The organism is Klebsiella sp. 141161, from assembly GCF_050600815.1.
GTDB lineage: Bacteria > Pseudomonadota > Gammaproteobacteria > Enterobacterales > Enterobacteriaceae > Klebsiella > Klebsiella aerogenes.
This window is the reverse complement of record NZ_JAQIRN010000001.1, coordinates 352,450-376,656: the sequence shown is the minus strand read 5'-3', so window position 1 is coordinate 376,656 and position 24,207 is coordinate 352,450. Positions and strand designations below refer to the sequence as shown.

The window sequence follows — 24,207 nt, the reverse complement described above, 5'->3', positions numbered from 1 at the left end:
TTTTTGTGAGGACACTATGTCTGGATTTGAAGCGAATTTTGACGGCCTGGTGGGGCCAACGCACCACTACGCCGGGTTGTCGGTAGGCAACGAAGCGTCACAAAACAACCGCGACGGTTTATCTAACCCGAAGAAGGCGGCGCTGCAGGGACTTTATAAGATGAAGACCCTGGCCGATCGTGGCTTTGTACAGGGCATTCTGCCGCCGCAGCCGCGGCCAAATATGACGATGCTGCGCAGTATTGGTTTTCAGGGTAGCGACGAGCAGGTGATCCAGCGTGCAGCTAAAGAGGCCCCGCAGCTATTGTCGGCCTTTAGCTCCGCTTCCTCGATGTGGACCGCCAACGCCGCCACCGTGTCGCCGTCGGCGGATAGCGCTGATGGAAAAGTGCACTTTACGGTCGCCAACCTGAACAATAAGCTGCACCGCATGCAGGAGGCGCCGATCACCTCGGCTATCCTCAGGGCGACCTTCGCCGATGAACGCTACTTCGCGCATCACGCGGCGCTGCCGCAGCATGGCGATTTAGGTGATGAAGGGGCGGCGAACCATAACCGTTTCTGTGGGGATTATGACCGCCAGGGCGTGCAGTTTTTTGTCTACGGTAAGCGCGCCAGCGGCGGCATTGCGCCAGCTAAATACCCCGCGCGCCAGACGCTGGAGGCCAGCGAAGCGGTGGCGCGTCTGCATCAGCTCGACCCGCAGTACACCGTATTCGCTCAGCAAAATCCGCAGGCTATCGACCATGGCGTATTCCACAATGATGTTATCGCCGTCAGCAACCGCCACGTGCTGTTCCATCATCAGCACGCCTTCCTGCAGCAGCGGGAGGTGCTGGCGACGCTGAAGGAGAGCAACGCCAGTCTGAATATTCCATTCACCAGCGTTGAAGTCCCTGACGAGCAGGTTAGCCTCGATGACGCGGTGGCCTCTTATCTGTTCAACAGCCAGTTACTCAGCAAAGCCGATGGCAAAATGTTGATTGTGGTGCCGGAAGAGTGCCGTCAGCGTGAAAACGTCTGGCGTTATCTCTCTGCTCTCGCCGCCGATAGCGCATCGCCTATCGATGAAGTGGCCGCATTCGATCTACGTGAAAGCATGCGCAACGGCGGCGGCCCGGCCTGTTTACGTCTGCGGGTGGTGCTTAATGACGCTGAGCGTGCGGCGGTCAACGCTCACAGCCTGATGAATGACGAACGCTACCAGCAACTGACCGCGTGGGTTGAAAAGCATTATCGCGATCGCCTGCATGCCAGCGACCTCGCCGACCCGCAGCTGCTGCGCGAGGTTTATCAGGCGCTGGACGAGCTGACGCAGATTTTACATCTGGGCGCGATTTATGACTTCCAGCGATAAGGGGCCGGGAATGGAACAAAACGTCAACGATTTACTGCATTGTAAACTGCAGACATGGACCTTTCCGCCGACTATCGAAGCCAGTTGGTTAGGCGATGGCATTCTGCAACTGCTGCCAAAAACGCCCTGGCGACAGGCGACGGTGCTTTCTGCCGGGGTGCACGGTAACGAAACCGCGCCGATTGAAATGTTGCTGCAGATCCTGCAGGGATTAAGCCTGGGCGAGCAGCCGCTGACCCACGCGCTACTGGTGGTGTTCGGCAATTTGCCCGCCATTCGCGCCGGCCGTCGCTATCTGCATAACGATCTCAACCGGCTGTTTGGCGGCCGCCATCTGGCGGCGATGCCCGGGAACGAGTCGCGTCGCGCTTTTGAACTGGAGATGGCCGTACAGGCCTTCTTCCGTAGCGCCGATGTCCACGGCAAGGTGTCGCGCACGCATCTCGATCTGCATACCGCTATTCGCGGGTCGAAATATCGGCAGTTTGCGCTGCTGCCCGCTCATGATGGCGACTACAGCGCAGATTTTTATCAGCTGTTGCAGGCCAGCGGTATGGATGCCATCGTGCGTCATACCGAACCGGGCGGCACCTTTACCCACTTCACCAGCGAGAAGTTCGGCGCGCAAAGCGCCACGCTGGAACTGGGGAAGGTGATGCCATTCGGTGAAAATGATCTGCGCTTGTTTGCCGCCACCGAACTGGCTATCGGCGCGCTGATCGCCGACGGCATCATGCCGCCGCGTAGCAAAGCGCCGGTCGAATACTTTGTGGTGCAGCAGAGCATCATCAAGGGCGAGAACGGTTTTACCCTGAATCTCGACCCGAAAATCGAAAACTTTACCGCGCTGCCGGCAGGCTATGAAATCGCCCGTCAGGCACAGAAAACCTGGGTGGTCAATGCCGACGCCCCCTACATCCTGTTTCCGAATGCGGGCGTCGCCGCCGGTCAACGCGCCGGGCTGCTGCTGACCGCTACCGCGCCAAGCCTTTCCATGCCTGCTTGAAGGAATCAACATGACTGAACATCAACGTGAGGGGCAGGTTCATCCTGCCGCCGACGGGGAGTGCCCGTCGCAGCTCAAACGCGGCCTTGGCGCCCGGCACATTCAGATGATTGCGCTGGGCGGCGCTATTGGTACTGGACTGTTTATGGGGGCGGGCAGAAACATCGCCGTCGCCGGAACATCCATTCTGCTTATCTATCTACTGGTAGGTTTCTTTACCTATATGGTGATGCGGGCGATGGGGGAGCTGTTGCTGACCCGCCTGGATTACCGTTCGTTTGCGGATTTCGTCGGCGACTATCTTGGCCCGCAGGCCAGTTTCTATCTGGGTTGGACCTACTGGCTTAGCTGGGTGGTGACCTGTATCGCCGACGTGGTGGTTTGCGGTAGCTATATGCAGTACTGGTTCCCGGAGATGTCGGCGTGGATGCCCGCGCTGAGTACGCTTGGGATCCTGTTCTTGTTTAATCTGTTGTCGGTAAAGATGTTCGGCGAGGCCGAATTCTGGTTTGCGCTGATTAAGGTCATCACCATTATCGCGCTGATTTTGACCGGCGCGTGGATGATTGCTATTGGCTGGACTTCGCCGGATGGCGTGAAGGCTTCGTTAGGTCATATTACCGACCCGACGGCCTTTATGCCCCACGGCGTGACCGGTTTCTTCGCCGGTTTCCAGATAGCGATTTTCTCCTTCACCGGTATTGAGCTGCTCGGCACCATGACGGCGGAAACGCGCGATCCTGAGCGCATCTTGCCGAAGGCGATTAACGCGCTGCCGCTGCGCATCATTATTTTCTATCTGCTGTCGATGGTGGTCATTATTGCCGTGGCTTCATGGCCTGGCGTCTCACCGGATGCCAGTCCGTTCGTGACCCTGTTCGCCAAGGCCGGGCTACCTGCCGCCGCCGCGGTAATTAACTTTGTCGCCTTGACGTCGGCCATGTCGTCGGCGAACAGCGGCGTTTACTCCAGTACCCGCATGCTGTACGGTCTGTCGGTGGAAAAACATGCGCACTGGCAGTTCCGTATACTCTCACGTAATACCCGCATTCCGGTACGTAGCCTGCTGTTCTCCTGCTTCTGCATGCTAAGCGGTACGTTACTGCTGTTCCTGGTGCCAAACGTGATGACGTTGTTCACCATCGTTTCAACGCTGGCGGCGATCATGGTGGTTTTCAGCTGGGGTATGATCCTCGTGGCGTACCTGGTGTATCGCCATAAACGCCCGGACCTGCACGCGCGGTCGAAATTCAAAATGCCGGCGGGAGTGGTTATGTGCTGGCTGAGCCTGCTGTTTTTCGCCTTCTCAATCTTCATTATGATTTTCGACCCGGATACGCTGCTGGCGCTGATGGCCTCGCCGCTGTGGTTTATTGCGCTATGGTGCTTCTGGAAAGTGAAACAGAAGCGCGAAGGGCAACTGGCATTGGATAACGCCAGCGCCTGATGATACCCGGCAGCTGAAGCGTGGCTGCCGGATTTTCCTTTTCGCCGTAGCGCGGTTTATGATGTCGCCCGACACTTCATTGTTGGATCAGGACAGAAGAAGGAAAGGGTATGACAGAGCATTTCCCGGCGCTTTCACACGACACGTTAGCGGCGGCCAATCTCATCGGCGACTGGTTGGCGCAGGATGATTTGCCGCAGAATGCGCAGCCGCAGATTGCGGTGTTGGCCGGTAACGCGGTGATCCCGACCATTGACGCCGCCTGTCGGCTCGCGGCACAGAGGCAGATTCCACTATTGATAAGCGGCGGTATTGGTCATTCGACGACCTTTCTTTACGACGTCGTACGAAAGCATCCGCACTATCAGGCGCTGCGGGTAGAGGGGCGTCCGGAATCGCATATCCTGGCGGATATCGCCGAACGTTTCTGGCAAATACCGCGCGATCGCATCGTGGTGGAAGACCGTTCAACCAACTGCGGCGAAAACGCGTGGTTTACCCGCCGGTTATTGGAAGAGCGTGGGCTGGATCCTACCTCTGGCGCGGTGATTCAGGATCCGACCATGCAGCGTCGGACGATGGCGACGTTTGCCCGCGTCTGGCAGGAGGCACCGGCGAAGCCGCAGTGGTGGAGCTATCCCGGTTGTTCGCCGCGGCTTGAAAACAGCGCTGCTGGCCTGAGATTCAACGGAGACGATAGTGGATTGTGGCCAGTGGGGCGTTATCTGGCGCTGCTGCTTGGCGAGCTGCCGCGTCTGCTGGATAACACGCAGGGTTATGGCCCCAACGGTAAAGGGTTTATTACCCACGTCGATTTCCCACGCGATGTTAGCGCGGCGTGGCAATGCTTGCGTGAAGATACGCTATTGAGCGAGGCGCTGAACGCCAGAACGCTGGGGTAGGGAGCAAGGCGGATAGCCGCAGCTATCCGCTGGTTCTGAGTTTACTTCGCGAATTTATCCAGTACGCGGACAAGCTGGGTAACAAAGCCGTACTCGTTATCGTACCAGGCCACGGTTTTCACAAGCTGTACGCCGCCGGCCTCCATGATCTCCAGTTGAGTCGCATCATAGATTGAGCCGAAATGGCTGCCAATAATGTCGGAGGAGACAATTTCCTCTTCGGTGTAGCCAAAAGATTCATTGTTCGCCGCCGCATTTTTCATGGCCTGATTAACCTCTTCAGCGGTGACTTTCTTCGCCAATACGGAAACCAGTTCCGTCACTGAGCCGGTTTTAGTCGGCACGCGCTGGGCGTGACCTTTCAGTTTCCCGCTAAGTTCCGGGATCACCAGACCAATGGCTTTTGCCGCGCCGGTGGTGTGCGGAATAATGTTTTCCGCCGCCGCTCGCGAGGCGCGCAGGTCTTTGCCGCGCGGCCCGTCCACCAGCGATTGCGTACCGGTATAAGCGTGAATAGTGGTCATGGTGCCCACGGTAATGCCGAAAGCATCGTTGAGCACTTTAGCCATTGGCGCCAGGCAGTTGGTGGTGCAGGATGCAACCGAGATGATGGTGTCATCCGGGCTCATGGTGTCGTCGTTGACGTGATAAACAATGGTTTTCATCTCGCCGGCAGGGGCGGATATCAATACCTTTTTCGCGCCGGCGGTCAGATGCGCCTGCGATTTTTCCGCCGAGGTATAGAAGCCGGTGCATTCAACAATCACCTCTGCGCCTGCGGCTTTCCACGGAATATGCTGGGCCTCTTTCTCTGCGTAAACGGTAATTTTTTTTCCATTAACGATCAGCGCATCTTCTGTAAAATCAACGCTCCATGGGAAAGGACCGTAGTTAGAGTCATGTTTAAGCAGGTAGGCTAAGACTTTCGGTGAGGTGAGATCGTTGATGGCCACGACCTCCAGCGGGCTATTCACTTCTAACAGACGACGAAGTACTAAGCGTCCAATACGACCAAATCCATTAATCCCAAGTTTACTCATGGATACTCTCCTGGTGGTGAAGTTGATACGTTAAAACTTCTTCAGGCAGAGCGGGAAGAGTAAATCCTACCTTTCAGTGGCTTAGCAGTTCACCTGAGGTGTTTCTATTGCTAAGTTACCTGCCTGAAGCGTCTTTAGTAACTGTCACGTGGAGCCAGATGGTGCGAAGGAAGTATAACGCCGGGTCGGAGGTGGTTCCAATGTTCTTACCGCGACAGTACAACAAAAAGAGTGCCTACCATTGTTCGCTATTTCATGCGGTGTTGAGTGGTAAATATGATCTACATCACAATAACAGAAATTAGAAAAAGCGCAGAAGGATATAGCTACATCGAGGCTGTATTGATAACTATAGCGGTGGTTCAGCACAATATTGATAATGAGAATGAATATCATTCATTGACATCTGGTCATATTAATGTAACCTTGCATTAGGAATAATACAGGGATGAATAGAAAATGGATTGCGGCCTGAGGAATAATTATCAACCCATAGCTTAAAAATTTAAAAATCATGCCGAAATTCCATCCTGCTGGCATGAAATGCGGGAAGGAAAATCTGCAGGGTAAATCATAATGCGGGTGTTTAAAGATATTATCCTTGCCGGGAGCATTCTCTTTTCTATCTTATATTCTGTTTTCTCGTTGTGCGATGTTTTGTTGATGATGCAGATATTTTATCGGCACCCAGAGCACTGCTGCCTGTGTTTGCCGTTGGATGTATATATTTTCTGAGCAATGCTTATTTTTGGCTATTGAATTACATAAGGAATATGAAAGATGAAAGAGCTGACAAATAAACAGTTGGGTATGGTCTCCGGTGCAGGGGGGGATATTGGGCGGGAAATTGCTCAGGGAATCGGCGCTGGAGCTGGCACATTTGTAGGCGGAACTCCTGGTGCCATAACCGGTGGGATCGCAGGGGGACAGGTTTATGACTGGGCTGCAACAAAAACACCGGACCCAGCGATGTCCCCATCTGGTTTGGGCGGAACGCTCAAACAAAAACCAGCTAACCTTCCATCCGAAGCGTGGAATGCAGCAGCAGGCAGAGAATGCTACTGGAGTCCGAATAACCTCAATGATATTTGTTACTGACAGATGCTGATTGGCGTACGGGTATAAACCAGTCTAAAAGCGAATAAGGATAGCTGTTAGCGTATGGAAGAGCATGTTATCAGCTCTTCCATCTCTTAACCTTTAAAACTAGCCATAATTAAAGTTTGTCAGTCGAGTGGGAGTCGTCCACGCCTTTTGGCGCCGATGGAATAAAAAATGAACGTTGACGGATATAACCGCGAGTACAATATTGCAAGAAACAAAGCCGTAACCGGCTGTTTTGCCATGTTTGCGCTATTTTTTGGCATCACATGTTTGCCACTTTTTTTCGAGGGCAGCAAAGACCTTATGATAACGGGATATCTCTATCCACTACTTTTCGGACTGGAGTTTCTGGCAATTGCCCCCCTTTATTATCTCTATTTCTACAAACGCGAGGGCATGGGGAGAGGGAATTTTCGTTTCGGCATTTTTATTATACTTTTCCTGTGTATTCTGTTGATCCAATTTCTGTTGCCTTTTGTCACTGCAGGCTATCAGACTGAAAACTGGTCAGCTTCACAGATGCGACTGGATGGGCATGTATTCTGGCTAAATGCCATTGTGATGATTCTATTGGTTCCTGTTTATGAAGAGATGGTCTTCCGCGGCTGTCTTTTCAGTGTGTTTAAATACTGGCTCGGTAATAACAATTATGCGGCGGCTGTCGCTGTGTCTGTTGTATTTTCAGCCTGTCATTTACAGTACATAGACTGGCGATCGTTCCTGATATTATTTCTGGTTTCGCTGATGCTGGTTATCGGGAGAATAAAAACCGGCGGAATACTGATGCCAATTATTCTTCATGCGCTGATGAACGCGGTCGTAATTGGTATTCAGTATGTGTCATTCCTCCAGTATTCCGGAGAGGCTTAGCCATAGCGGGAATGAAATATGTTTCGTAAGGAAGCGCTCGAAAACAGGGATAAAACATGGTGTGGCAAAGCAGTATTACTACCGGGACTCTCCTCTCGGCTGGTTATAATTACCAGCGCGCTTTTTTTCGTCTGCTTCATTGTTTTAATTAGCACCGGCACTTATACACGACGTATTAGCGTGCAAGGTGAAGTTACCACCTGGCCGAGACCGGTTAATGTCTATTCCGGTGTCCAGGGATTTGTCGCGACACAGTTCGTCCGGGAAGGGGACCCTGTAAAAAAGGGTGATCCTGTTTATCAAATTGATGTCAGTAAAAGTACACGTAGAGGCGTGGTCAATGAGACTCAACGACAGGATATCGAAAACCAATTGAAGCGCATCGCCGAGATTATCACTCGCCTTAGAGAGAGTAAGGAAACCACTTTGCGGATGCTTGAGCAACAGAAAATACAGTATAGCGCCTCTTTTGAACGCTCGGCAGGCATTGTCAGGCGCGCTGAGGAGGGAATAAAATTAATGAAAAATAACATGGATAATTACCGACGGTACCAGCAGCAGGGGTTGATTAATAAAGACCAGTTAACCAGTCTGGTGGCCTTGTACTACCAGCAGCATAATAGTTTGCTCAGCCTGAGCGCGCAGCATGAACAAAATGCTCTACAGTTAACCAATCTGGAAAGTCAAATTCAGACGCAGGCGGCGGAATTTGACAATCGGGTTTATCAGATGGAACTGCAGCGTTATGAGCTACAGAAAGAGCGGATTAATACTGATGCGGGAGGCGATATTATCATTCGTGCCTCATCAGACGGCAAAATTGATTCATTAAGCGTCACCCCAGGTCAGATGGTCAGCGAAGGCGACAGTCTGCTGCAGATAATTCCAGAAAAAATACAACGCTATTATTTGGTTCTTTGGGTACCCAATGAAGCCGTTCCATATATTTCAGTCGGTGATAGGGTGAATATACGCTACGAAGCCTTTCCGGCTGAAAAATTTGGTCAGTTCTCGGCAAAAGTCACACTCATTTCCCGGACGCCAGCCTCCTACCGCGAAATGCAGACCTATACGACCGCCCCGATTAACTCTGCGGCAGGTGCGGCTGCTTACTACAAAGTTGTGATTAGTCCAGAAAAGCAGGCTGTCAGCTACGCCGGCAAGCGTCTGCCTCTGGAAAATGGCATGAAGGCACAGAGCACGTTATTTCTGGAAAAACGTAAAATCTATCAGTGGATGCTCTCGCCATTCTACGATATGAAGCGCAGTGTTACGGGGCCGATTCATGAACCGTAACCACTTCATATCATCCATCGAGGAGAAATTGGATCTGAAATTTCGGCGGCGAGTCCCGGTCGTTCATCAGACAGAAACGTCAGAATGTGGACTGGCCTGTCTGGCGATGATATGCGGACATTATGGTCGTAATATCGACCTGATCGCCCTACGTCGCCAAATAAATCTGTCTGCCCGTGGAGCCTCGCTTGCCAGTGTTCAGCAAACCGGGATTGAGTTAGGGATGGAAAGCCGGGCATTGTCACTGGATCTCCATGAACTTAATGCTCTCAGAATGCCCTGTATCCTGCACTGGAATTTTAATCATTTCGTGGTGCTCGTCAGCGTACGTAAGAATCGCTTCGTGCTTCATGATCCAGCCAGGGGGCGAAGAACTGTCGGGACCGATGAAATGTCACAGTGCTTCACCGGAGTGGCGCTGGAGGTCTGGCCCGGCAGTACATTTGTGCAGGAAACGATAAAAAGCCGAATCGGAATACGGGCGTTAATCAGCAGCGTGCAGGGTATCCGGGGCGTACTGAGCAAAATTTTCTGTCTGTCGCTGATTATTGAAGCTATCGGCCTGGTGATGCCTGTCGGTACCCAATTGGTAATGGATCATGCTATTCCTGCGAATGACCGGGGACTGCTCATGCTTATCTGTGGAGTCCTGATGTTTTTTATTTTGGGGCGTACTTTGGTTAGCGTGATCCGCGCATGGTCATCCCTTGCGATGGAGTCATTGATAAATGTGCAATGGCAGTCGGGGCTATTCCGTCATCTGCTTCAGTTGCCGTTGACCTATTTTGAGCGACGAAAGATGGGCGATATTCACTCCCGCTTCAGCTCGTTGGATACGCTTCGCGCCACGTTTACAACCAGTGTGGTGGGGGCAATGATGGACAGCATCATGGTTGCCGGTCTCTTGTTGATGCTTATCCTGTACGGTGGAAAATTGACGGTTTTTGTACTGGGCTTTACAGCGGTATATGTCTTCATTCGTATATTGACCTATAGCCGGTACCGTCAGCTGTCGGAAGAAGCGTTAATCGCCGGAGCCCGTGCTGGTTCATATTTTATGGAAACACTCTACGGAATAGCTACGGTTAAAATGCAGGGAATGGCAGAACGGCGTGGGAGCCACTGGCTGAACCTGAAGATTGATGCCATCAATACCGGTATCAGACTCAGCCGTCTTGATATGTTCTTCGGCGGCATTAACACGTTTGTGGCGACGTGCGATCAGGTGACTATTCTGTGGCTGGGCATCAGTCTGGTTATGGAGAACCAAATGACCATCGGCATGTTTGTGGCATTTGGCGCATTCCGCGCACAGTTTTCTGACCGGGTAGGATCGCTGGTCAACTTCTTATTACAGCTGCGTATGATGAGCCTGCATAACGAAAGGATTTCGGATATCGCGTTGAATGAAAAGGAAGAAAGAAAACCAGATTCAGGATTAAAGGCAACCATGTCTCCGGCCAGCCTGGAGATTAAAGCGCTAAGCTTCCGTTACGACAGCCAGTCAGCACCCGTCTTTAGCGGCCTCAGTTTCAGGATTCGAGCAGGCGAGAGTGTGGCCATTACCGGGCCCTCTGGTTCGGGGAAAACCACGCTGCTTAAAGTACTGTGCGGCTTGTCTGAACCGATATCAGGGGCTGTCTTAATGAATGGTACGGATATCAGGCAACTGGGTATAAATAACTATCATCGCTTGATCGCCTGCGTGATGCAGGATGACCGGCTGTTTTCTGGCTCTATTCGGGAGAATATCTGCGGATTCACTGAAAATGTTGATGATGCCTGGATGAGAGAATGTGCCCGGACAAGCAGCATTCATGACGTGATATTGGCTCTGCCAATGGGGTATGAGACGTTAATCGGAGAACTGGGGGAGGGGCTATCTGGGGGACAGAGACAGAGGATTTTTATTGCCCGGGCGCTTTACCGCCGTCCGGATATATTATTCATGGATGAAGCCACCAGCGCACTGGACGCAGAGTGTGAAAAAGACGTCAGTCTGGCAATGAAAAAGTTGAATATAACCCGAATAATTATTGCTCACCGTGAAACGACCCTGCAAACCGCGGACAGAATCATCACCCTCGGCGAATCCGATTAACAGCCAATATCCTACTCTATTGCGGGCATTTGGTTCGCTATGTGGTTGAATAATGAACACAAGGCGGGATGGCTGGAGTGACGGGGCCTGTAGCGAGTTATCCACAAACTATGCGATCTGATACCGACTCGTTTTGTGGATAACCTCAAATCTTTCGGGATACTTAATTCACTCTGCGTTATAAGTTTGCGCTATACATCACGATAATCAATGTCTTCACTCGGTACCCTTAATATAAGAATACTTAAACAAGGGGAATAGCATACCAATGAAAAAGAGCATTGCACTGACTATGGTGGCGCTGGCTTGTCTGGCGGCCAACGTCCAGGCAGCTGAGAAACTTGCTGGTAATGAAATACTTGCGGTACAAAAAGGCGGGGTGCCGGATAAAGTCTATACCCAGCATCAGCCGAAACTACGTATAGCAACCTATAATATTGGCAAGAATGAAGCTTCTGATAATGTGGCCGATTTTACGGCACTTAATTCAGCGATTAAAAAAATTAACGCCGATATTATCGCCGTTCCGGAAGTCGATAACAAAACCCAGCGCAGCCAGAAAATCGATCAGCTTAAGACGATTGCCGATGCCAACAATATGCATTATGCCTTTGGTAAAGCGCTTGATTTTGACGGCGGAGAGTACGGGCTGGGGCTGCTGTCAAAATACAAAATCCTGCATTCTCAGGTGGTGAAGCTGCCGTCAGGCAATGCGGAACAGCGCGTGGCGCTACTGGCGCAGGTTGATGTACCGGGTTTTGATTCCGCGCCGATTATTATGGTGACCCATCTCGACTGGCAAAAAGATCCCTCCATGCGTACAGAGCAGGCTCGTTATCTTCTCGATTTGAGTATTGGCGATGCGGCGTCTGATTTTAAAGATATCGCTTCTTCAATTAAGATCCTGGCCGGCGATTTCAATTCAACCCGTGAAGAACAGCCGGTGAAAGAGATCGGTTATTTCTTTAACGAAGTGTCGAAGCAGGGGACGGATACGCGTAGCTGGCCTGCCGTTAACCCGGCTATTGATATCGACCATATTTTCACCTTCAAAGGGCAAAAGTGGGATGTGAAGAAGCTGGAGATTCCGCATAACTCGACGGAATTTAACTGGTCAGCGGCCAGTGACCATCTGCCGGTCATTGCTGAACTGCAACTCACCGAGCAGTAACATCGCCCAGGGCTCTTTGCAAAAGAGCCCTGATGCTATTCAATTCGCGCTAACGCTGTTTTTTAAGCCTCGGTAAAGGTTAATGAAAATTTAAGGGAAGGCGGTTATGTTAACAACATCACACTTCCAATAAGGTTTATTCATGCGCGATAAATATTCTGGCCTGCAGATAGGAATTCACTGGCTGGTCTTTTTACTGGTTGTCGTCGCCTACGCGGCGATGGAACTGCGCGGTTTTTTCCCGCGCAGCGACCGTCCGGTGATAAACATGATCCATGTCTCCTGCGGCATTTCCATTTTTGTGTTGATGATTGCACGACTGCTGGTGCGCCTGAAGTCTCCGGCGCCGCCGATTGTTCCTAAACCCTCGCCGATGATGACCGGTTTCGCCCATCTTGGCCATCTGGTGATATATCTGCTGTTTATCGCGCTACCGTCGATTGGCATGGCAATGATGTATTACCGCGGTAACCCGTGGTTTGCTTTCGGTCTGACGATGCCCTTTGCGGCGCAAAGCAACTTCGCTTTGGTCGACAGCCTTAAGGGGCTGCACGGCTTACTTGCCAATATCGGCTATTTCGTGATTGGCCTGCACGCGCTGGCGGCGCTGCTGCATCACTATTTATGGAAAGATAATACGCTGCTGCGCATGATGCCGCGCAAGCGTTGAGTACTACGCCTGACATGCCTGAACCCGCCAACCGGCGGGTTTTTTGTTTCCGTTAACTCGCCAATAAATGATTCGTGAAATGTTACTTATGCTGCAAATTTGTATCGAGTATGTAAATAAAAATGTCTAAACGAAACGAAAGGTTCTATAAGAATCTCAGTGCGGTGGATTGAATCCAGCCGGGAGGTCGTCGAAACGACACCCAGGCACGTTCAGCGGTATCCGCAGCGTCATTGGCTAAAACGCCTGCATTTTCAATACCGATGAGCAAAAGGAAAACCTGACATGACCGATAATATACCGGCCACTTCCCCTCCTGTCGCCGATGCGGGGGGCGCTGAACGCTTGAGCCCGCGCGAACAGGTGGTTATCAATAAATTGTTCCGTCGCTTAATTCCTTTTCTGTTTCTGCTTTTTATCTTTTCATTTCTTGATCGTATCAATATCGGCTTTGCCGGGCTCACCATGAGCCAGGATTTGGGACTGAGTAGCACCATGTTCGGCCTCGCGACGACGTTGTTCTACGCGATGTATGTCATCTTCGGTATTCCCAGTAACATCATGCTGGGGATCGTTGGCGCCCGCCGCTGGATCGCCAGCATTATGGTGGTTTGGGGGATAGCATCGACCGCGACCATGTTCGCGACCGGGCCAAATAGCCTGTATCTGCTGCGCATGCTGGTGGGGATTGCCGAAGCCGGCTTTCTTCCGGGGCTTCTGCTCTACTTAACCTACTGGTTCCCGGCGTACTACCGAGCGCGTGCTAATGCGCTGTTTATGATTGCCATGCCGGTGACGATGGCGCTGGGGTCGCTGGTCTCCGGCTATATTCTCAGTATGGATGGCATGCTGGCGCTTAAAGGCTGGCAGTGGCTGTTCCTGCTGGAAGGATTTCCATCGGTGCTGCTGGGGGCGGTAGTCTGGTTCTATCTTGACGACAGTCCGCAAAAGGCCAAATGGCTCACCGATGAGGACAAACGTTGCCTTGGCGAAATGATGGAGAAGGACAAACTACGACTGGTACAACCGAACGGTAGCGCCAGCCTGAGCGCGCTGCAGCAGGGGAAAGGCAGCCTCTGGCGCGACGTCTTCACCCCGGTGGTGTTGATGTATACGCTGGCCTATTTCTTTCTCTGTAATACCTTAAGCGCGCTCAGCGTCTGGACGCCGCTGATCCTCAAGAGCTTTAATCAGGGCAGCAGCAATATCGCCATCGGTTTGCTTAGCGCCGTACCACATATCTGTACCATTGTGGCGATGATTTGGTGGAGTAAACGTTCTGACCGCTTACAGGAACGTAAGCTGCACACGTTATTGCCCTATCTGTTTGCCGCCGCGGGCTGGATGCTGGCGGCGCACGGGGCAAATAGCGTGATGCAACTGTTGGGGGTAATTATGGCCTCGGCAGGAGCCTATGCGGCGATGGTGATTTTCTGGACCACGCCAGATCAGTCCATCAGCCTGCGCTCACGAGCGATCGGCATTGCGGTGATTAACGCGACGGGTAATATGGGATCGGCCATGAGTCCGCTATTATTCGGCTGGCTGAAGGATTTAACCGGCAGCTTTAACGCCGGATTTTACCTCGTTGCCGGGTTCCTGGTTTTGGGGGCGCTGGTGGTATCGCGCATCCCAATGAAGGCCAGCCGTCCGCGAGCGACGCCATAAAAAACAGGAGTAGCGATGAGAGTGAGACGCGCGGTACCCGATGAAGCCCCTGCGTTGTGGAATATCCGTAATCAGGCGATTCGCCATGGCTGTCGTCAAAGCTATGGCGCTGAAGTGATTCACGCCTGGACGCCGGAACAGATGCCCGAGGGGTATCGTCACGCCGTTGCCGATAATCCGTTTTATATCGTGGAAAATACGCTGGGCCAACCTATCGCGACCGGCTATCTCGATATTGAGTCCTTAAGCGTGGAAGCGATCTTTACGCTGCCGGAGTGGAGCGGGCAGGGATGCGCGGATTTGATCATGGCGGCGGTTATTGCCGAAGCTCGCCGACGGGGGCTCGAAACCATTACGCTTGAGGCGACCCCCAATGCGGCGGGCTTTTATCTACGCCATGGCTTTGTTTCACAGGGCGAAAAGAGCCATTATTCGAAAATGGCCAACGCCGAGCTACGCTGTATAGCCATGAGCCTCACTCTCGATTAAGGTAAACCTGCGCCGCTATGCTATGGTTGTTAGCGGCGTTTCAATTTGCCACTTTAACTAAATAAATATAGTATACCCCCCTATATGATATGGAGGGCATCTCGTGCCACATTCACCAGAAGACAAGAAGCGTGCGCTTAGCCGCGTACGCCGTATTCGCGGGCAGGTTGAAGCGCTGGAACGCGCGCTGGAGTCCGGCGAACCCTGCATGACTATCCTGCAACAGATTGCCTCCATTCGCGGCGCCGCCAACGGTTTGATGGGCGAGCTGGTGGAGATGCATCTGCAGGATGAACTGGTTAGCGGCGATACCACCCCGGACCAACGCGCCGCCCGCATGGCGGAAGTCGGTCACCTGCTACGATCCTATTTAAAATAAAATCACGACGAGGAATGGACAGTATGAAATCACGTGCAGCAGTTGCCTTTGGCCCCGGTCAGCCGTTAAAAATCGTGGAGATTGACGTCGCGCCGCCAAAGAAAGGCGAAGTTCTGGTAAAAATCACCCACACCGGCGTTTGCCACACCGATGCTTTTACTCTCTCTGGCGACGATCCGGAAGGCGTGTTCCCGGCGGTGTTGGGCCATGAAGGCGGCGGTATCGTCGTTGAAGTCGGCGAGGGCGTGACCAGCCTGAAACCTGGCGATCACGTTATTCCGCTGTATACCGCCGAGTGCGGCGAATGCAAATTCTGCAAGTCTGGCAAAACTAACCTCTGCCAGGCGGTTCGCGCCACGCAGGGGAAAGGTCTGATGCCGGATGGCACCACGCGATTCTCCTATAACGGCGAGCCGATTTATCACTATATGGGCACCAGCACCTTCAGCGAATACACCGTTTGCGCCGAGATTTCTCTGGCAAAAGTTAACCCGCAGGCGCCGCTGGAAAAAGTGTGTCTGTTGGGCTGCGGCGTCACCACCGGTATCGGCGCGGTACATAATACCGCGAAGGTGAAAGAGGGAGACAGCGTCGCGGTGTTCGGGCTGGGCGGTATTGGCCTGGCGGTGATTCAGGGCGCGGTGCAGGCGAAAGCCGGACGCATTTTGGCGGTCGACACTAATCCGGATAAATTTACCCTCGCCAAAGAGATGGGCGCCACCGACTTTATCAACCCGAACGACTACGATAAACCGATTCAGGACGTGATTGTCGAGCTAACCGATGGCGGCGTTGATTTCAGTTTTGAATGTATCGGTAACGTCAACGTCATGCGCGCGGCGCTGGAGTGCTGCCATAAAGGTTGGGGTGAGAGCGTCATCATCGGTGTCGCGGGCGCCGGTCAGGAAATCAAGACCCGTCCGTTCCAGTTAGTCACCGGCCGGGTATGGCGCGGATCCGCCTTCGGTGGGGTGAAAGGGCGTAGCCAGCTACCGGGAATGGTTGAAGACGCGATGGCGGGTAAGATTCGCCTCGATCCGTTTATCACCCACCGGTTGCCGCTCGACCAGATCAACGAAGCCTTCGATCTGATGCATGAAGGTAAATCGATTCGTACGGTTATTCACTTCGGTGATAACTAAGTATTGCTGATAGCGAAACCCGGGCCATCTATCGCCCGGGTTGACTTCTGGTTGCGTTAATACTTGCGCCAGTGCTCATAGCCGGATTGCCAACGTCGCTGCTCCCGCCGCTCTCTCTCACGCTGAATATCGGACTTTTGATCTTCCCAGATGGGACAATCCGGGCCGTTTGCCACTTCGCAGGGGACCGAGACATCGTTTAGCGGATTGACCTTTTTCTCTTCCCACAGCGTCGGGTCGCGTAAATCCACTTCTGGCGCTTTCAGCGCCTGGGCCGAGGTGGTTGCGGCTAATAAGAGTGCGCCGATCGGCAGGTGATAGAGGGCTCCTTTCATCTTTTATCCTTGTCATGTTGTTATTGATAACTCTTCGCAATAATAACATAACGTAATAAAACATTCTAAAATCAGAACCTGCCGAAGAAACTTATAGTGCTGACTCAGGGCTCATATTGATCTTAAATTCTCCCGGCATAGTCGATATCGCTTCTACGGTTAAACCGTTTTTATCGGTTCTGCCCTTAAAGACTATACCGTCTGGCGTGGTGATTTGGTAAGGGAGATAGGGCAGCGGCATACCCGTATGCGGATTCTTCAACACAAAGTCGTGGCGATAAAGCTGTGGTGGTTCCTCGTTGGCGCATCCCGATAGTAACGCGGCCAAAAGCAGCGCGCTTGAGCCTTTCATCAAAACCATGATGGCTTCCTCCCTGTTTATCCAGCCTGAGAAATGAGCTTCCATAGTAACAAAAGCCTGAAGATCGGCGCCTAAATGGAATCTGAAACCGGGGAGATAAAGAAAGGCCCCTGAACGGGGCCCTGGTTTTATTTTTGATCGGGTAAAGCGTAAGCGATGATGTAATCGCCGCGATCGGGAGACTGACGCGCGCCGCCGGCGTTGATAATGATGTACTGCTTACCGGTTTTCGGTGAAACGTAGGTCATCGGGCCGGATTGGCTGCCCACCGGTAGGCGAGATTTCCAAATCTCTTTGCCGTTGGCGGTATCAAAGGCGCGCAGATAGAAATCCTGGGTGCCGGCGAAGAACAGCAGACCAGACTGGGTAGACAGCGAAGCTCCCAGCGTTGGCATGCCGATAGGGATCGGCATATGCATGCGGATACCCAACGGACCGGTATCTTCTACCGTACCCACCGGAACCTGCCAGACCAGCTTACCGCTTTTCAGATCGACCGCCGACATGGTGCCGAACGGCGGCTTCTGGCAGGGGATACCCAGCGGTGACAGGAAACGCTCACGCATTGCGCCATACGGCGTACCTTCCATCGGTACGATACCCATTTCGATACCGCTGGCATCTTTGGCCACTTTCGCTCGCGGCACCATGTAGTTAGCCAGTCCAAGGCGCATGTCATTGACGAACATCAGGCCGTTATTCGGATCGACCGACACGCTGCCCCAGTTCATTCCGCCAAGCGAGCCCGGATATTGCAGGGAGCGGTCTTCACCCGGCGGTGTAAAGACACCCTGATGGCGCATCTCTTTGAACTGAATACGGCACAGCAGCAGGTCAACCGGGGTGGCGCCCCACATATCCGATTCTTTCAACGTTTCGTTGCCGATCATCGGCATGCCGACGGAGTACGGTTGCGTCGGCGAGTAGCGTTCACCTTTAACGTTACCAGCCGGGACCGGACGTTCTTCCACTTTCGCCACCGGTTCGCCCGTCGCGCGGTTAAGCATAAAGATCATGCCCTGCTTGCTGGTTTGCACCAGTACCGGCGTCGTACCGCCTTTACCGTCCGGCAGATCGTACAGCAGCGGTTGCGAAGGCAGGTCGAAGTCCCACAGATCGTGATGGGTGGTCTGGAAATGCCAGCGCACTTTACCGGTGGTCGCATCGACCGCAACGATTGATGAGCTGTATTTATCATCCAGCGCCGTACGTTCGCCGCCGAAGAAATCTGGCGTGGCGTTACCGGTTGGCAGATAAATAAGATTCAGTTTGGCATCGTAAGACATTGCGGACCAGACGTTCGGCGTCCCGCGCGTGTAGGTTTGTCCTTCCGGAGGTACGCCGGTCAGCTGCGGATTACCCGGATCCCAGGCCCAGGCCAGTTTACCGGTATGCACGTCAAAAGCGCGAACTACGCCCGGTGGTTCACCGGTGGAGTAGTTATCCGCGATGCGACCACCAACGACAACAAGGTTACCGGCCACCAGCGGGGTAGAGGTCTGCTGATAATAACCAGGTTTGATTTCCCCCATGCCGACGCTGAGATCGACGGTACCGTGTTCGCCAAATGCTTCACAGGCTTTACCAGTATCGGCATCGATTGCGATCAGACGCGCATCGGTAGTCGGCAGGAACAGGCGGCGGGCACAGGCGGCAGGCTGAGTCCCGGCAACGGCATTAGCCTGTGCCTGGCTATCTTCGTAATAGCCTAAACCGCGGCAACGTTGCCAGTTCGGCGCCGTTGCTTTTGAGTCATAGCGCCATTTTTCTTTGCCGCTATCGACATCCAGCGCCAGGACTTTGCTATATGGCGTACATACATAGAGTGTATCGCCAATCTGTAGCGGCGTATTCTGGTCTTCCGCGCCGGAACCGTTACTCTGCGGAATATCGCCGGTATGGGCAATCCAGGCAACCTGTAGCCGGTTGATATTGTTTTTATTGATCTGATCCAACGCGGCGAAACGGTCGCCGTGTGTGGTATTACCCCAGTGCTCCCAGTTTTTTTGTTCTTCACCTGGCTGTACCGGTTTTACCGGCACGGGTTCGCTGGCGCTGACCAGCGGCTGGGATTTGAACATCCAGCCAAAGCTGACCAGCAGTACCACGGCCAGCACGCCCGCGAGGGTGAAGGCCGCGCCTTTTTTGGCCGGAGCGCTGGAAAGGAAAGGCCAAACAATGGCGCACAGAAAAGCCAGAACGCCAAGCGCAAACAGGCGTGAGAACAGCGGCCAGTAGGTCCAGCCTGCGTCGCTGATAGCCCAAACAATGGAAGCTGCGAAGGCGACGGCATAAAGAACGATACCGCCGCGACGATTGCGGAAAATAAGCAGGGAGGCGATAACCATCACCAGTCCCATAATGGCGAAATACCAGGTGCCGCCGACGCTTGCCAGTTTGGCGCCTAAAATGCCGATTGCCAGACCGATGATTAACATCAGTCCGGCGAGTAGCCACTGCAGGATCCGGGGGAATCCGCGCGGCACGTTGCCCGTAGCCATGTTGTCTCCTTATACCACCCCTTGCCAGGCGTGTACCAAATGAATCAAGTGCAAATGGAAATTGCTTTTGAGTGAAGCTCTGCAAAGCTTCATAAAGGTGATTTCAAAAGATGAATTCATTTCACATGAACCAAATGGTGAAATCATGGCTATGATAAATCTGTTAATGAAATGAGCGCAAATGTTAATGAATGATTTCGCACTAATTGATTAGCGCAATGTATATATTAAGTGGCAGAAGAATGAACGTAGCGGTGCCGTTACCCCAATGTGTTGATTCGGGGTAACGGCCATTGAGGGTCAGGCAGGCATGGATTTGCGTATCGCGCTCAGTAGAGTTTGCGCCCCCTGCGACAAGCTGGCGTCCACCCGGGTAAGAATACCGATCGGCTCGCCGGCGCCTTCGGTGGCGATAGGTAATGAGGTTAACAAACCGCGACGCAGATCGTCTTTCACCGCGCCGGAAGGGACGAACCAGACATAGTCGTAATCGACGGTGAGCTGGCGCGAAAGCGAGGCCGACAGCGTTTCAATACAGCCGGGGGGAATTTTACAGCCCTGGCTTTGCAGTAGCGTTTCCGCATTCTGCCGCGGAATGGTCCCTTTTGGTGAGACCACTACCGGCCATTCCATCACCCGGCTGAGCGTTACCGTCTCCTGCAGTAGCGGGTGGCCGGGGCGGACGACCAGTTTTAGCGATTCAAGAAACAGCAGTTCATAGTTGAGGCCGCTCATGAGCTCCGGATCGGACATGCGCCCAATACCAATATCGACATCGCCGGATTTCAGCCCCGCCAGCAGCATGGTGTTATTCATGGTGGCGACCTGTAAGGTGATGTCTTTTTGCTGTTTATGAAATTGACCAATCACCGTAGGCAAAATACCGAGCGCTGCGGTTGGCAGGGCGCCAATTCGTACCACATCGCTATTCATGCCCTCTTTACGATTGAGAGCCTGGCCCGCGGTATTGAGGGCATCCAGCACCTTGACCGCATGGGTAAGAAACTGTTCGCCAACCAGTGTCAACTGCGCGCCAAGCCGCCCGCGCTCAAAGAGCCGGGTACCGGTCAACTGCTCAAGCTCGTTGAGGGTTTTTGATAGCGCAGGTTGGCTAAGATTCAGGGTTTCTGCCGCCCGCCCCAGGGTTCCCTGTTGTGCGACGGCGACAAAAGTATGTAAATGGCGCAAGCGAATGCGCTGACTGAAGAGACCATTTTTTTCCATAATCGATGTTAAAAACAGAGCTGTCTCGGTAGCAAGCGAAGTTGTTTAATTTTGATAACTAGTTAGCAAAATATTATTAACATTTGATCTTATTGTCTTACAAGTCATTTCTGTCAGGCGCGTTAAAAAGCCCCGTGGTCGACGGGGCAAGGAAAAAGGGAGTTATTTTGGTGGGAAATTAAATATCGAAGAACACGGTCTCTTTATCGCCCTGTAAATAAATATCAAAGCGGTAGACGATTTCATCTCCACGCACTTCACGTTGCGCGATAAGCGTCTGGCGGCGAACTTCCCACTCAATCAGATTCAGTACCGGATCCTGTTCATTTGCCGCCTGTTCATCAGCGAAATACATCCGCGTATTCAGGCCAATGTTGATACCCCGCGCCACCACCCACAGATTGAGGTGCGGCGCCATCACACGTCCGTCACGGCCGACGACCGCGCCGGGTTTGATGGTTTGAAAGCGCCAGACGCCGGATGCAAAGTCTGAACACGTGCGGCCCCAGCCGCGAAAGTTGGGGTCCAGAGCCTTGCTCTGCTGGCGGTCGTCGGGATGGTTATAACGCCCGTCGGCGTTAGCCTGCCAGAGTTCCAGCAGCACGTCGCGTACCGGCGTTCCGGAACCATCGAAAACCCGTCCTTCAATCGTAATACGTTGGCCTTTGGTTTCCGCGCTCACTAAGTTGGGGCCAAAGTTTTTCTCAAAAATATGAAACCCGGCAGCGTCCGGCGCCAGACCAATATGCACATAGGGCCCGGCAGTCTGCGAGGCGGTTTCAGCTAAATAGTCTTTCATTGGGCGGCCCCTTGAGTACGATTTTCGAACAGCGTGGCGCGGTGACCGCGCAGCACAAGGTCAAAACGATAGGCCAGGCTATCGAGCGGCACGGCGGCGTGGGTATCCAGTTCGGCAATCAGGGTACGCACGGCATCATCGTTATTGATGGTTCTGACAATCGGACACTGTTTAATAAGCGGATCGCCTTCAAAGTACATTTGGGTAATCAGCCGCTGCGCCCAGGCATCGCCGGAGAGCGAAAAGTGAATATGCGCCGGTCGCCAGTCGCTAACCTGATTACGCCACGGGTAGGGGCCGGGTTTGATCGTGCGAAAACAGTAATAACCGTTTTCATCGGTCAGTACCCGTCCGCAGCCGCCGAAGTTGGGGTCAATCGGCGCCAGATACTGGTCTTTCTTATGACGGTAACGGCCGCCGGCATTGGCCTGCCACACTTCGACCAGCGTATTTTTCATTGGCCGGCCAAAGCCGTCGCGCACGTAACCGTGGACGATAATTCGTTCGCCAATCGGCAGGTCGTCTTTGGCGTAGTTGAGAATGAGATCGTTATCCAGCGGACCAAGGTCTTCGCTGCTGAACACCGGGCCGGTAATCTCAGAAAGTGAATTTTGCAGGGAGATGAGCGCATTGCGCGGCGAGCGTAGCACACTGGTTTTGTATCCCGGCGCCAGTGCCGGCGGATGGCTATTGTAATCGCGATGTACGACCTCGCGCGGTGACCATTTATTATTCATAGGGTACTCCATCAAACGGAAGAGAGGCATGTTGTTGTAATTTCGCCAGAAACAGTCTCTGTAAATGTTTTGTTGATTTAAAGTGAAATTAAATCTAATTTTTCATAACCAGCGGTTATGATTTGTACAAACGAAACGCGGTAGCAGGTTATCCGCATCACAGTTTGTAAATTCTTCCCGCCACTCTTAACGCGCTTTCCTACACTCCAGGAAGTATTCACTGGAGGTAAGACATCATGGCGAACACCATCACGGCTGATGAGATTCGGGAAAACTTTTCACAGGCTATGTCGGCAATGTACCAGCAGGAAGTTCCGCAGTATGGAACCCTCCTGGAGTTGGTGGCGGATGTGAATCTGGCGGTCCTGGAACACAACCCGAAATTACATGAACAATTGGCTAATGCCGACGAACTGGCACGGCTGAACGTTGAGCGCCACGGCGCGATCCGCGTGGGAACGGCGGAAGAACTGGCGACCCTGCGTCGCATGTTTGCCATTATGGGGATGTATCCCGTTAGCTATTACGATCTGTCGCAGGCTGGGGTACCCGTGCATTCTACCGCTTTTCGCCCGGTCGATGATGCGGCGCTGGCGCGTAACCCGTTTCGCATTTTCACCTCGTTGCTGCGCCTTGAACTGATCGGCAACGAGGCGTTGCGCCAGCAAGCGGCGGATATTCTCGCACGTCGCGATATCTTTACGCCGCGCTGCCGTGAGCTGATTGCGTTACACGAAGATAGGGGGGAATTCACGGCAGCAGAAGCGCGCGAATTCGTCAACGAAGCGTTGGAAACTTTTCGTTGGCACCGTCACGCCACCGTTGACGAGCAAACCTATCACGCACTGCATAATGAGCACCGGTTGATTGCCGATGTGGTCTGTTTCCCCGGTTGCCACATCAACCATCTGACGCCGCGTACGCTCGATATCGATCGGGTTCAGGCGCTGATGCCGCAGTGTGGTATTGAACCGAAAGCGCTCATTGAAGGGCCACCGCGCCGCGAGGTGCCGATTTTATTGCGACAAACCAGTTTTAAAGCGCTGGAAGAGCCGGTGATGTTCGCCGGTGAACATAAAGGCACGCACAGCGCGCGCTTTGGCGAAATTGAACAACGCGGCGTCGCGTTGACGCCGAAAGGACGAGCGCTGTATGACCGCTTACTGAATGAGGCCGGGGTCGGTAAAGACAACCTTAACCATCAGCGCCATTTGCAGGAGGTCTTTAGCCAGTTTCCTGACAGCGAATTTTTGCTGCGTCAGCAGGGGCTGGCGTGGTTCCGCTATCGCCTGACCCCCGCAGGAGAAGCGCACCGCCATGCTTTTGGCCCCGGCGACGATCCGCAACCGCTGATCGAACGCGGTTGGGTAGTCGCGCAGCCGATTGTTTATGAGGATTTTTTACCGGTAAGCGCCGCGGGGATCTTCCAATCAAATCTTGGCAACGAAACCCAGGCCCGCAGCCACGGTAACGCCAGCCGTGACGCTTTTGAAGCGGCGTTAGGCTGTGAGGTCCTCGATGAGTTCGAGCTATATCAACAGGCGGAGGAACGCAGTAAACGCCGTTGCGGTCTGCTCTAAAATCGGTACTCTGCATGGCATAACTTGC

The 24,207-nt window shown here is 53.1% G+C and carries 22 protein-coding genes; 15 read left to right on the top strand and 7 right to left on the bottom strand.

All coding sequences use genetic code 11. The annotated features are described in order from the left end of the window. Positions 1-16 precede the first annotated feature (16 nt). The 4 genes from astB to PGR79_RS01845 all read left to right on the top strand — a co-directional run bounded on the left by astB (position 17) and on the right by PGR79_RS01845 (position 4,712). On the top strand, positions 17-1,357 hold the full coding sequence (astB, locus tag PGR79_RS01860) for an N-succinylarginine dihydrolase (protein ID WP_087859486.1): 1,341 nt from the start codon (positions 17-19) through the stop codon (positions 1,355-1,357). Positions 1,358-1,367: 10 nt separating this feature from the next. Beyond that, positions 1,368-2,363, top strand: a complete 996-nt coding sequence (gene astE, locus PGR79_RS01855; RefSeq protein ID WP_213316187.1) for a succinylglutamate desuccinylase — start codon at positions 1,368-1,370, stop codon at positions 2,361-2,363. A gap of 10 nt (positions 2,364-2,373) precedes the next feature. Next, the gene (locus PGR79_RS01850) at positions 2,374-3,810 is read left to right on the top strand and encodes an amino acid permease (RefSeq protein ID WP_045382631.1); all 1,437 of its coding nucleotides are present in this window, start codon (positions 2,374-2,376) and stop codon (positions 3,808-3,810) included. Between the two features lie 110 nt (positions 3,811-3,920). Further along, the gene (locus PGR79_RS01845) at positions 3,921-4,712 is read left to right on the top strand and encodes a YdcF family protein (protein ID WP_113373248.1); all 792 of its coding nucleotides are present in this window, start codon (positions 3,921-3,923) and stop codon (positions 4,710-4,712) included. 41 nt (positions 4,713-4,753) lie between these two features. Here the strand turns inward: PGR79_RS01845 and gap are convergent, their stop codons facing one another. Then, on the bottom strand, positions 4,754-5,752 hold the full coding sequence (gap, locus tag PGR79_RS01840) for a type I glyceraldehyde-3-phosphate dehydrogenase (protein WP_015366361.1): 999 nt from the start codon (positions 5,750-5,752) through the stop codon (positions 4,754-4,756). A gap of 780 nt (positions 5,753-6,532) precedes the next feature. Here gap and PGR79_RS01835 point away from each other — a divergent pair. From PGR79_RS01835 to PGR79_RS01790, 10 genes are all read left to right on the top strand, one after another. Beyond that, positions 6,533-6,850: a colicin V family bacteriocin gene (locus PGR79_RS01835; protein WP_042894619.1), complete on the top strand. Its 318-nt coding sequence runs from the start codon at positions 6,533-6,535 to the stop codon at positions 6,848-6,850. Positions 6,851-7,027: 177 nt separating this feature from the next. Beyond that, complete coding sequence (locus PGR79_RS01830) at positions 7,028-7,726, top strand: CPBP family intramembrane glutamic endopeptidase (protein WP_087859490.1); 699 nt, start codon at positions 7,028-7,030, stop codon at positions 7,724-7,726. An 18-nt stretch (positions 7,727-7,744) separates the two neighbouring features. After that, the gene (locus PGR79_RS01825) at positions 7,745-9,022 is read left to right on the top strand and encodes an HlyD family secretion protein (RefSeq protein WP_087859491.1); all 1,278 of its coding nucleotides are present in this window, start codon (positions 7,745-7,747) and stop codon (positions 9,020-9,022) included. Further along, positions 9,012-11,123 (top strand): peptidase domain-containing ABC transporter, encoded by a 2,112-nt coding sequence (locus tag PGR79_RS01820; RefSeq protein ID WP_113373250.1) that lies wholly within the window; start codon positions 9,012-9,014, stop codon positions 11,121-11,123. The genes PGR79_RS01825 and PGR79_RS01820 overlap by 11 nt, the downstream gene beginning before the upstream one ends. A gap of 268 nt (positions 11,124-11,391) precedes the next feature. Further along, positions 11,392-12,294, top strand: coding sequence for an endonuclease/exonuclease/phosphatase family protein (locus PGR79_RS01815; protein WP_113373251.1), 903 nt, complete (start codon positions 11,392-11,394; stop codon positions 12,292-12,294). 142 nt (positions 12,295-12,436) lie between these two features. Beyond that, the gene (gene cybB / locus PGR79_RS01810) at positions 12,437-12,964 is read left to right on the top strand and encodes a cytochrome b561 (protein WP_113373252.1); all 528 of its coding nucleotides are present in this window, start codon (positions 12,437-12,439) and stop codon (positions 12,962-12,964) included. 285 nt (positions 12,965-13,249) lie between these two features. After that, entirely contained in the window at positions 13,250-14,632 is a 1,383-nt protein-coding gene (gene hpaX / locus PGR79_RS01805) for a 4-hydroxyphenylacetate permease (protein WP_064736508.1), read from the top strand. Between the two features lie 15 nt (positions 14,633-14,647). Further along, positions 14,648-15,121, top strand: coding sequence for a GNAT family N-acetyltransferase (locus PGR79_RS01800; protein ID WP_113373253.1), 474 nt, complete (start codon positions 14,648-14,650; stop codon positions 15,119-15,121). 103 nt (positions 15,122-15,224) lie between these two features. Continuing rightward, on the top strand, positions 15,225-15,500 hold the full coding sequence (locus PGR79_RS01795) for a metal/formaldehyde-sensitive transcriptional repressor (protein WP_015705585.1): 276 nt from the start codon (positions 15,225-15,227) through the stop codon (positions 15,498-15,500). 23 nt (positions 15,501-15,523) lie between these two features. After that, positions 15,524-16,642, top strand: a complete 1,119-nt coding sequence (locus tag PGR79_RS01790; protein WP_045393936.1) for an S-(hydroxymethyl)glutathione dehydrogenase/class III alcohol dehydrogenase — start codon at positions 15,524-15,526, stop codon at positions 16,640-16,642. 56 nt (positions 16,643-16,698) lie between these two features. Here the strand turns inward: PGR79_RS01790 and PGR79_RS01785 are convergent, their stop codons facing one another. The 6 genes from PGR79_RS01785 to pcaH form a co-directional block, all read right to left on the bottom strand. Then, the gene (locus PGR79_RS01785; RefSeq protein ID WP_213316179.1) at positions 16,699-16,977 is read right to left on the bottom strand and encodes a hypothetical protein; all 279 of its coding nucleotides are present in this window, start codon (positions 16,975-16,977) and stop codon (positions 16,699-16,701) included. A gap of 91 nt (positions 16,978-17,068) precedes the next feature. Further along, the gene (locus PGR79_RS01780; RefSeq protein WP_430920950.1) at positions 17,069-17,383 is read right to left on the bottom strand and encodes a hypothetical protein; all 315 of its coding nucleotides are present in this window, start codon (positions 17,381-17,383) and stop codon (positions 17,069-17,071) included. Between the two features lie 83 nt (positions 17,384-17,466). After that, positions 17,467-19,839 (bottom strand): glucose/quinate/shikimate family membrane-bound PQQ-dependent dehydrogenase, encoded by a 2,373-nt coding sequence (locus PGR79_RS01775; RefSeq protein WP_430920948.1) that lies wholly within the window; start codon positions 19,837-19,839, stop codon positions 17,467-17,469. A 300-nt stretch (positions 19,840-20,139) separates the two neighbouring features. Beyond that, positions 20,140-21,063 carry a LysR substrate-binding domain-containing protein gene (locus PGR79_RS01770; protein ID WP_045382604.1) on the bottom strand — a complete coding sequence of 308 codons (924 nt, stop codon included), beginning with the start codon at positions 21,061-21,063 and terminating at the stop codon, positions 20,140-20,142. 178 nt (positions 21,064-21,241) lie between these two features. After that, positions 21,242-21,862 carry a protocatechuate 3,4-dioxygenase subunit alpha gene (gene pcaG / locus PGR79_RS01765; protein WP_087859503.1) on the bottom strand — a complete coding sequence of 207 codons (621 nt, stop codon included), beginning with the start codon at positions 21,860-21,862 and terminating at the stop codon, positions 21,242-21,244. After that, positions 21,859-22,599, bottom strand: a complete 741-nt coding sequence (gene pcaH, locus PGR79_RS01760; RefSeq protein WP_430920946.1) for a protocatechuate 3,4-dioxygenase subunit beta — start codon at positions 22,597-22,599, stop codon at positions 21,859-21,861. Before pcaH ends, pcaG begins: the two co-directional genes overlap by 4 nt. Before the next feature lie 236 nt (positions 22,600-22,835). Between pcaH and hglS the strand changes: the two genes are divergently transcribed. Then, positions 22,836-24,179 carry a 2-oxoadipate dioxygenase/decarboxylase HglS gene (gene hglS / locus PGR79_RS01755; protein ID WP_430920944.1) on the top strand — a complete coding sequence of 448 codons (1,344 nt, stop codon included), beginning with the start codon at positions 22,836-22,838 and terminating at the stop codon, positions 24,177-24,179. Positions 24,180-24,207: the final 28 nt, after the last annotated feature.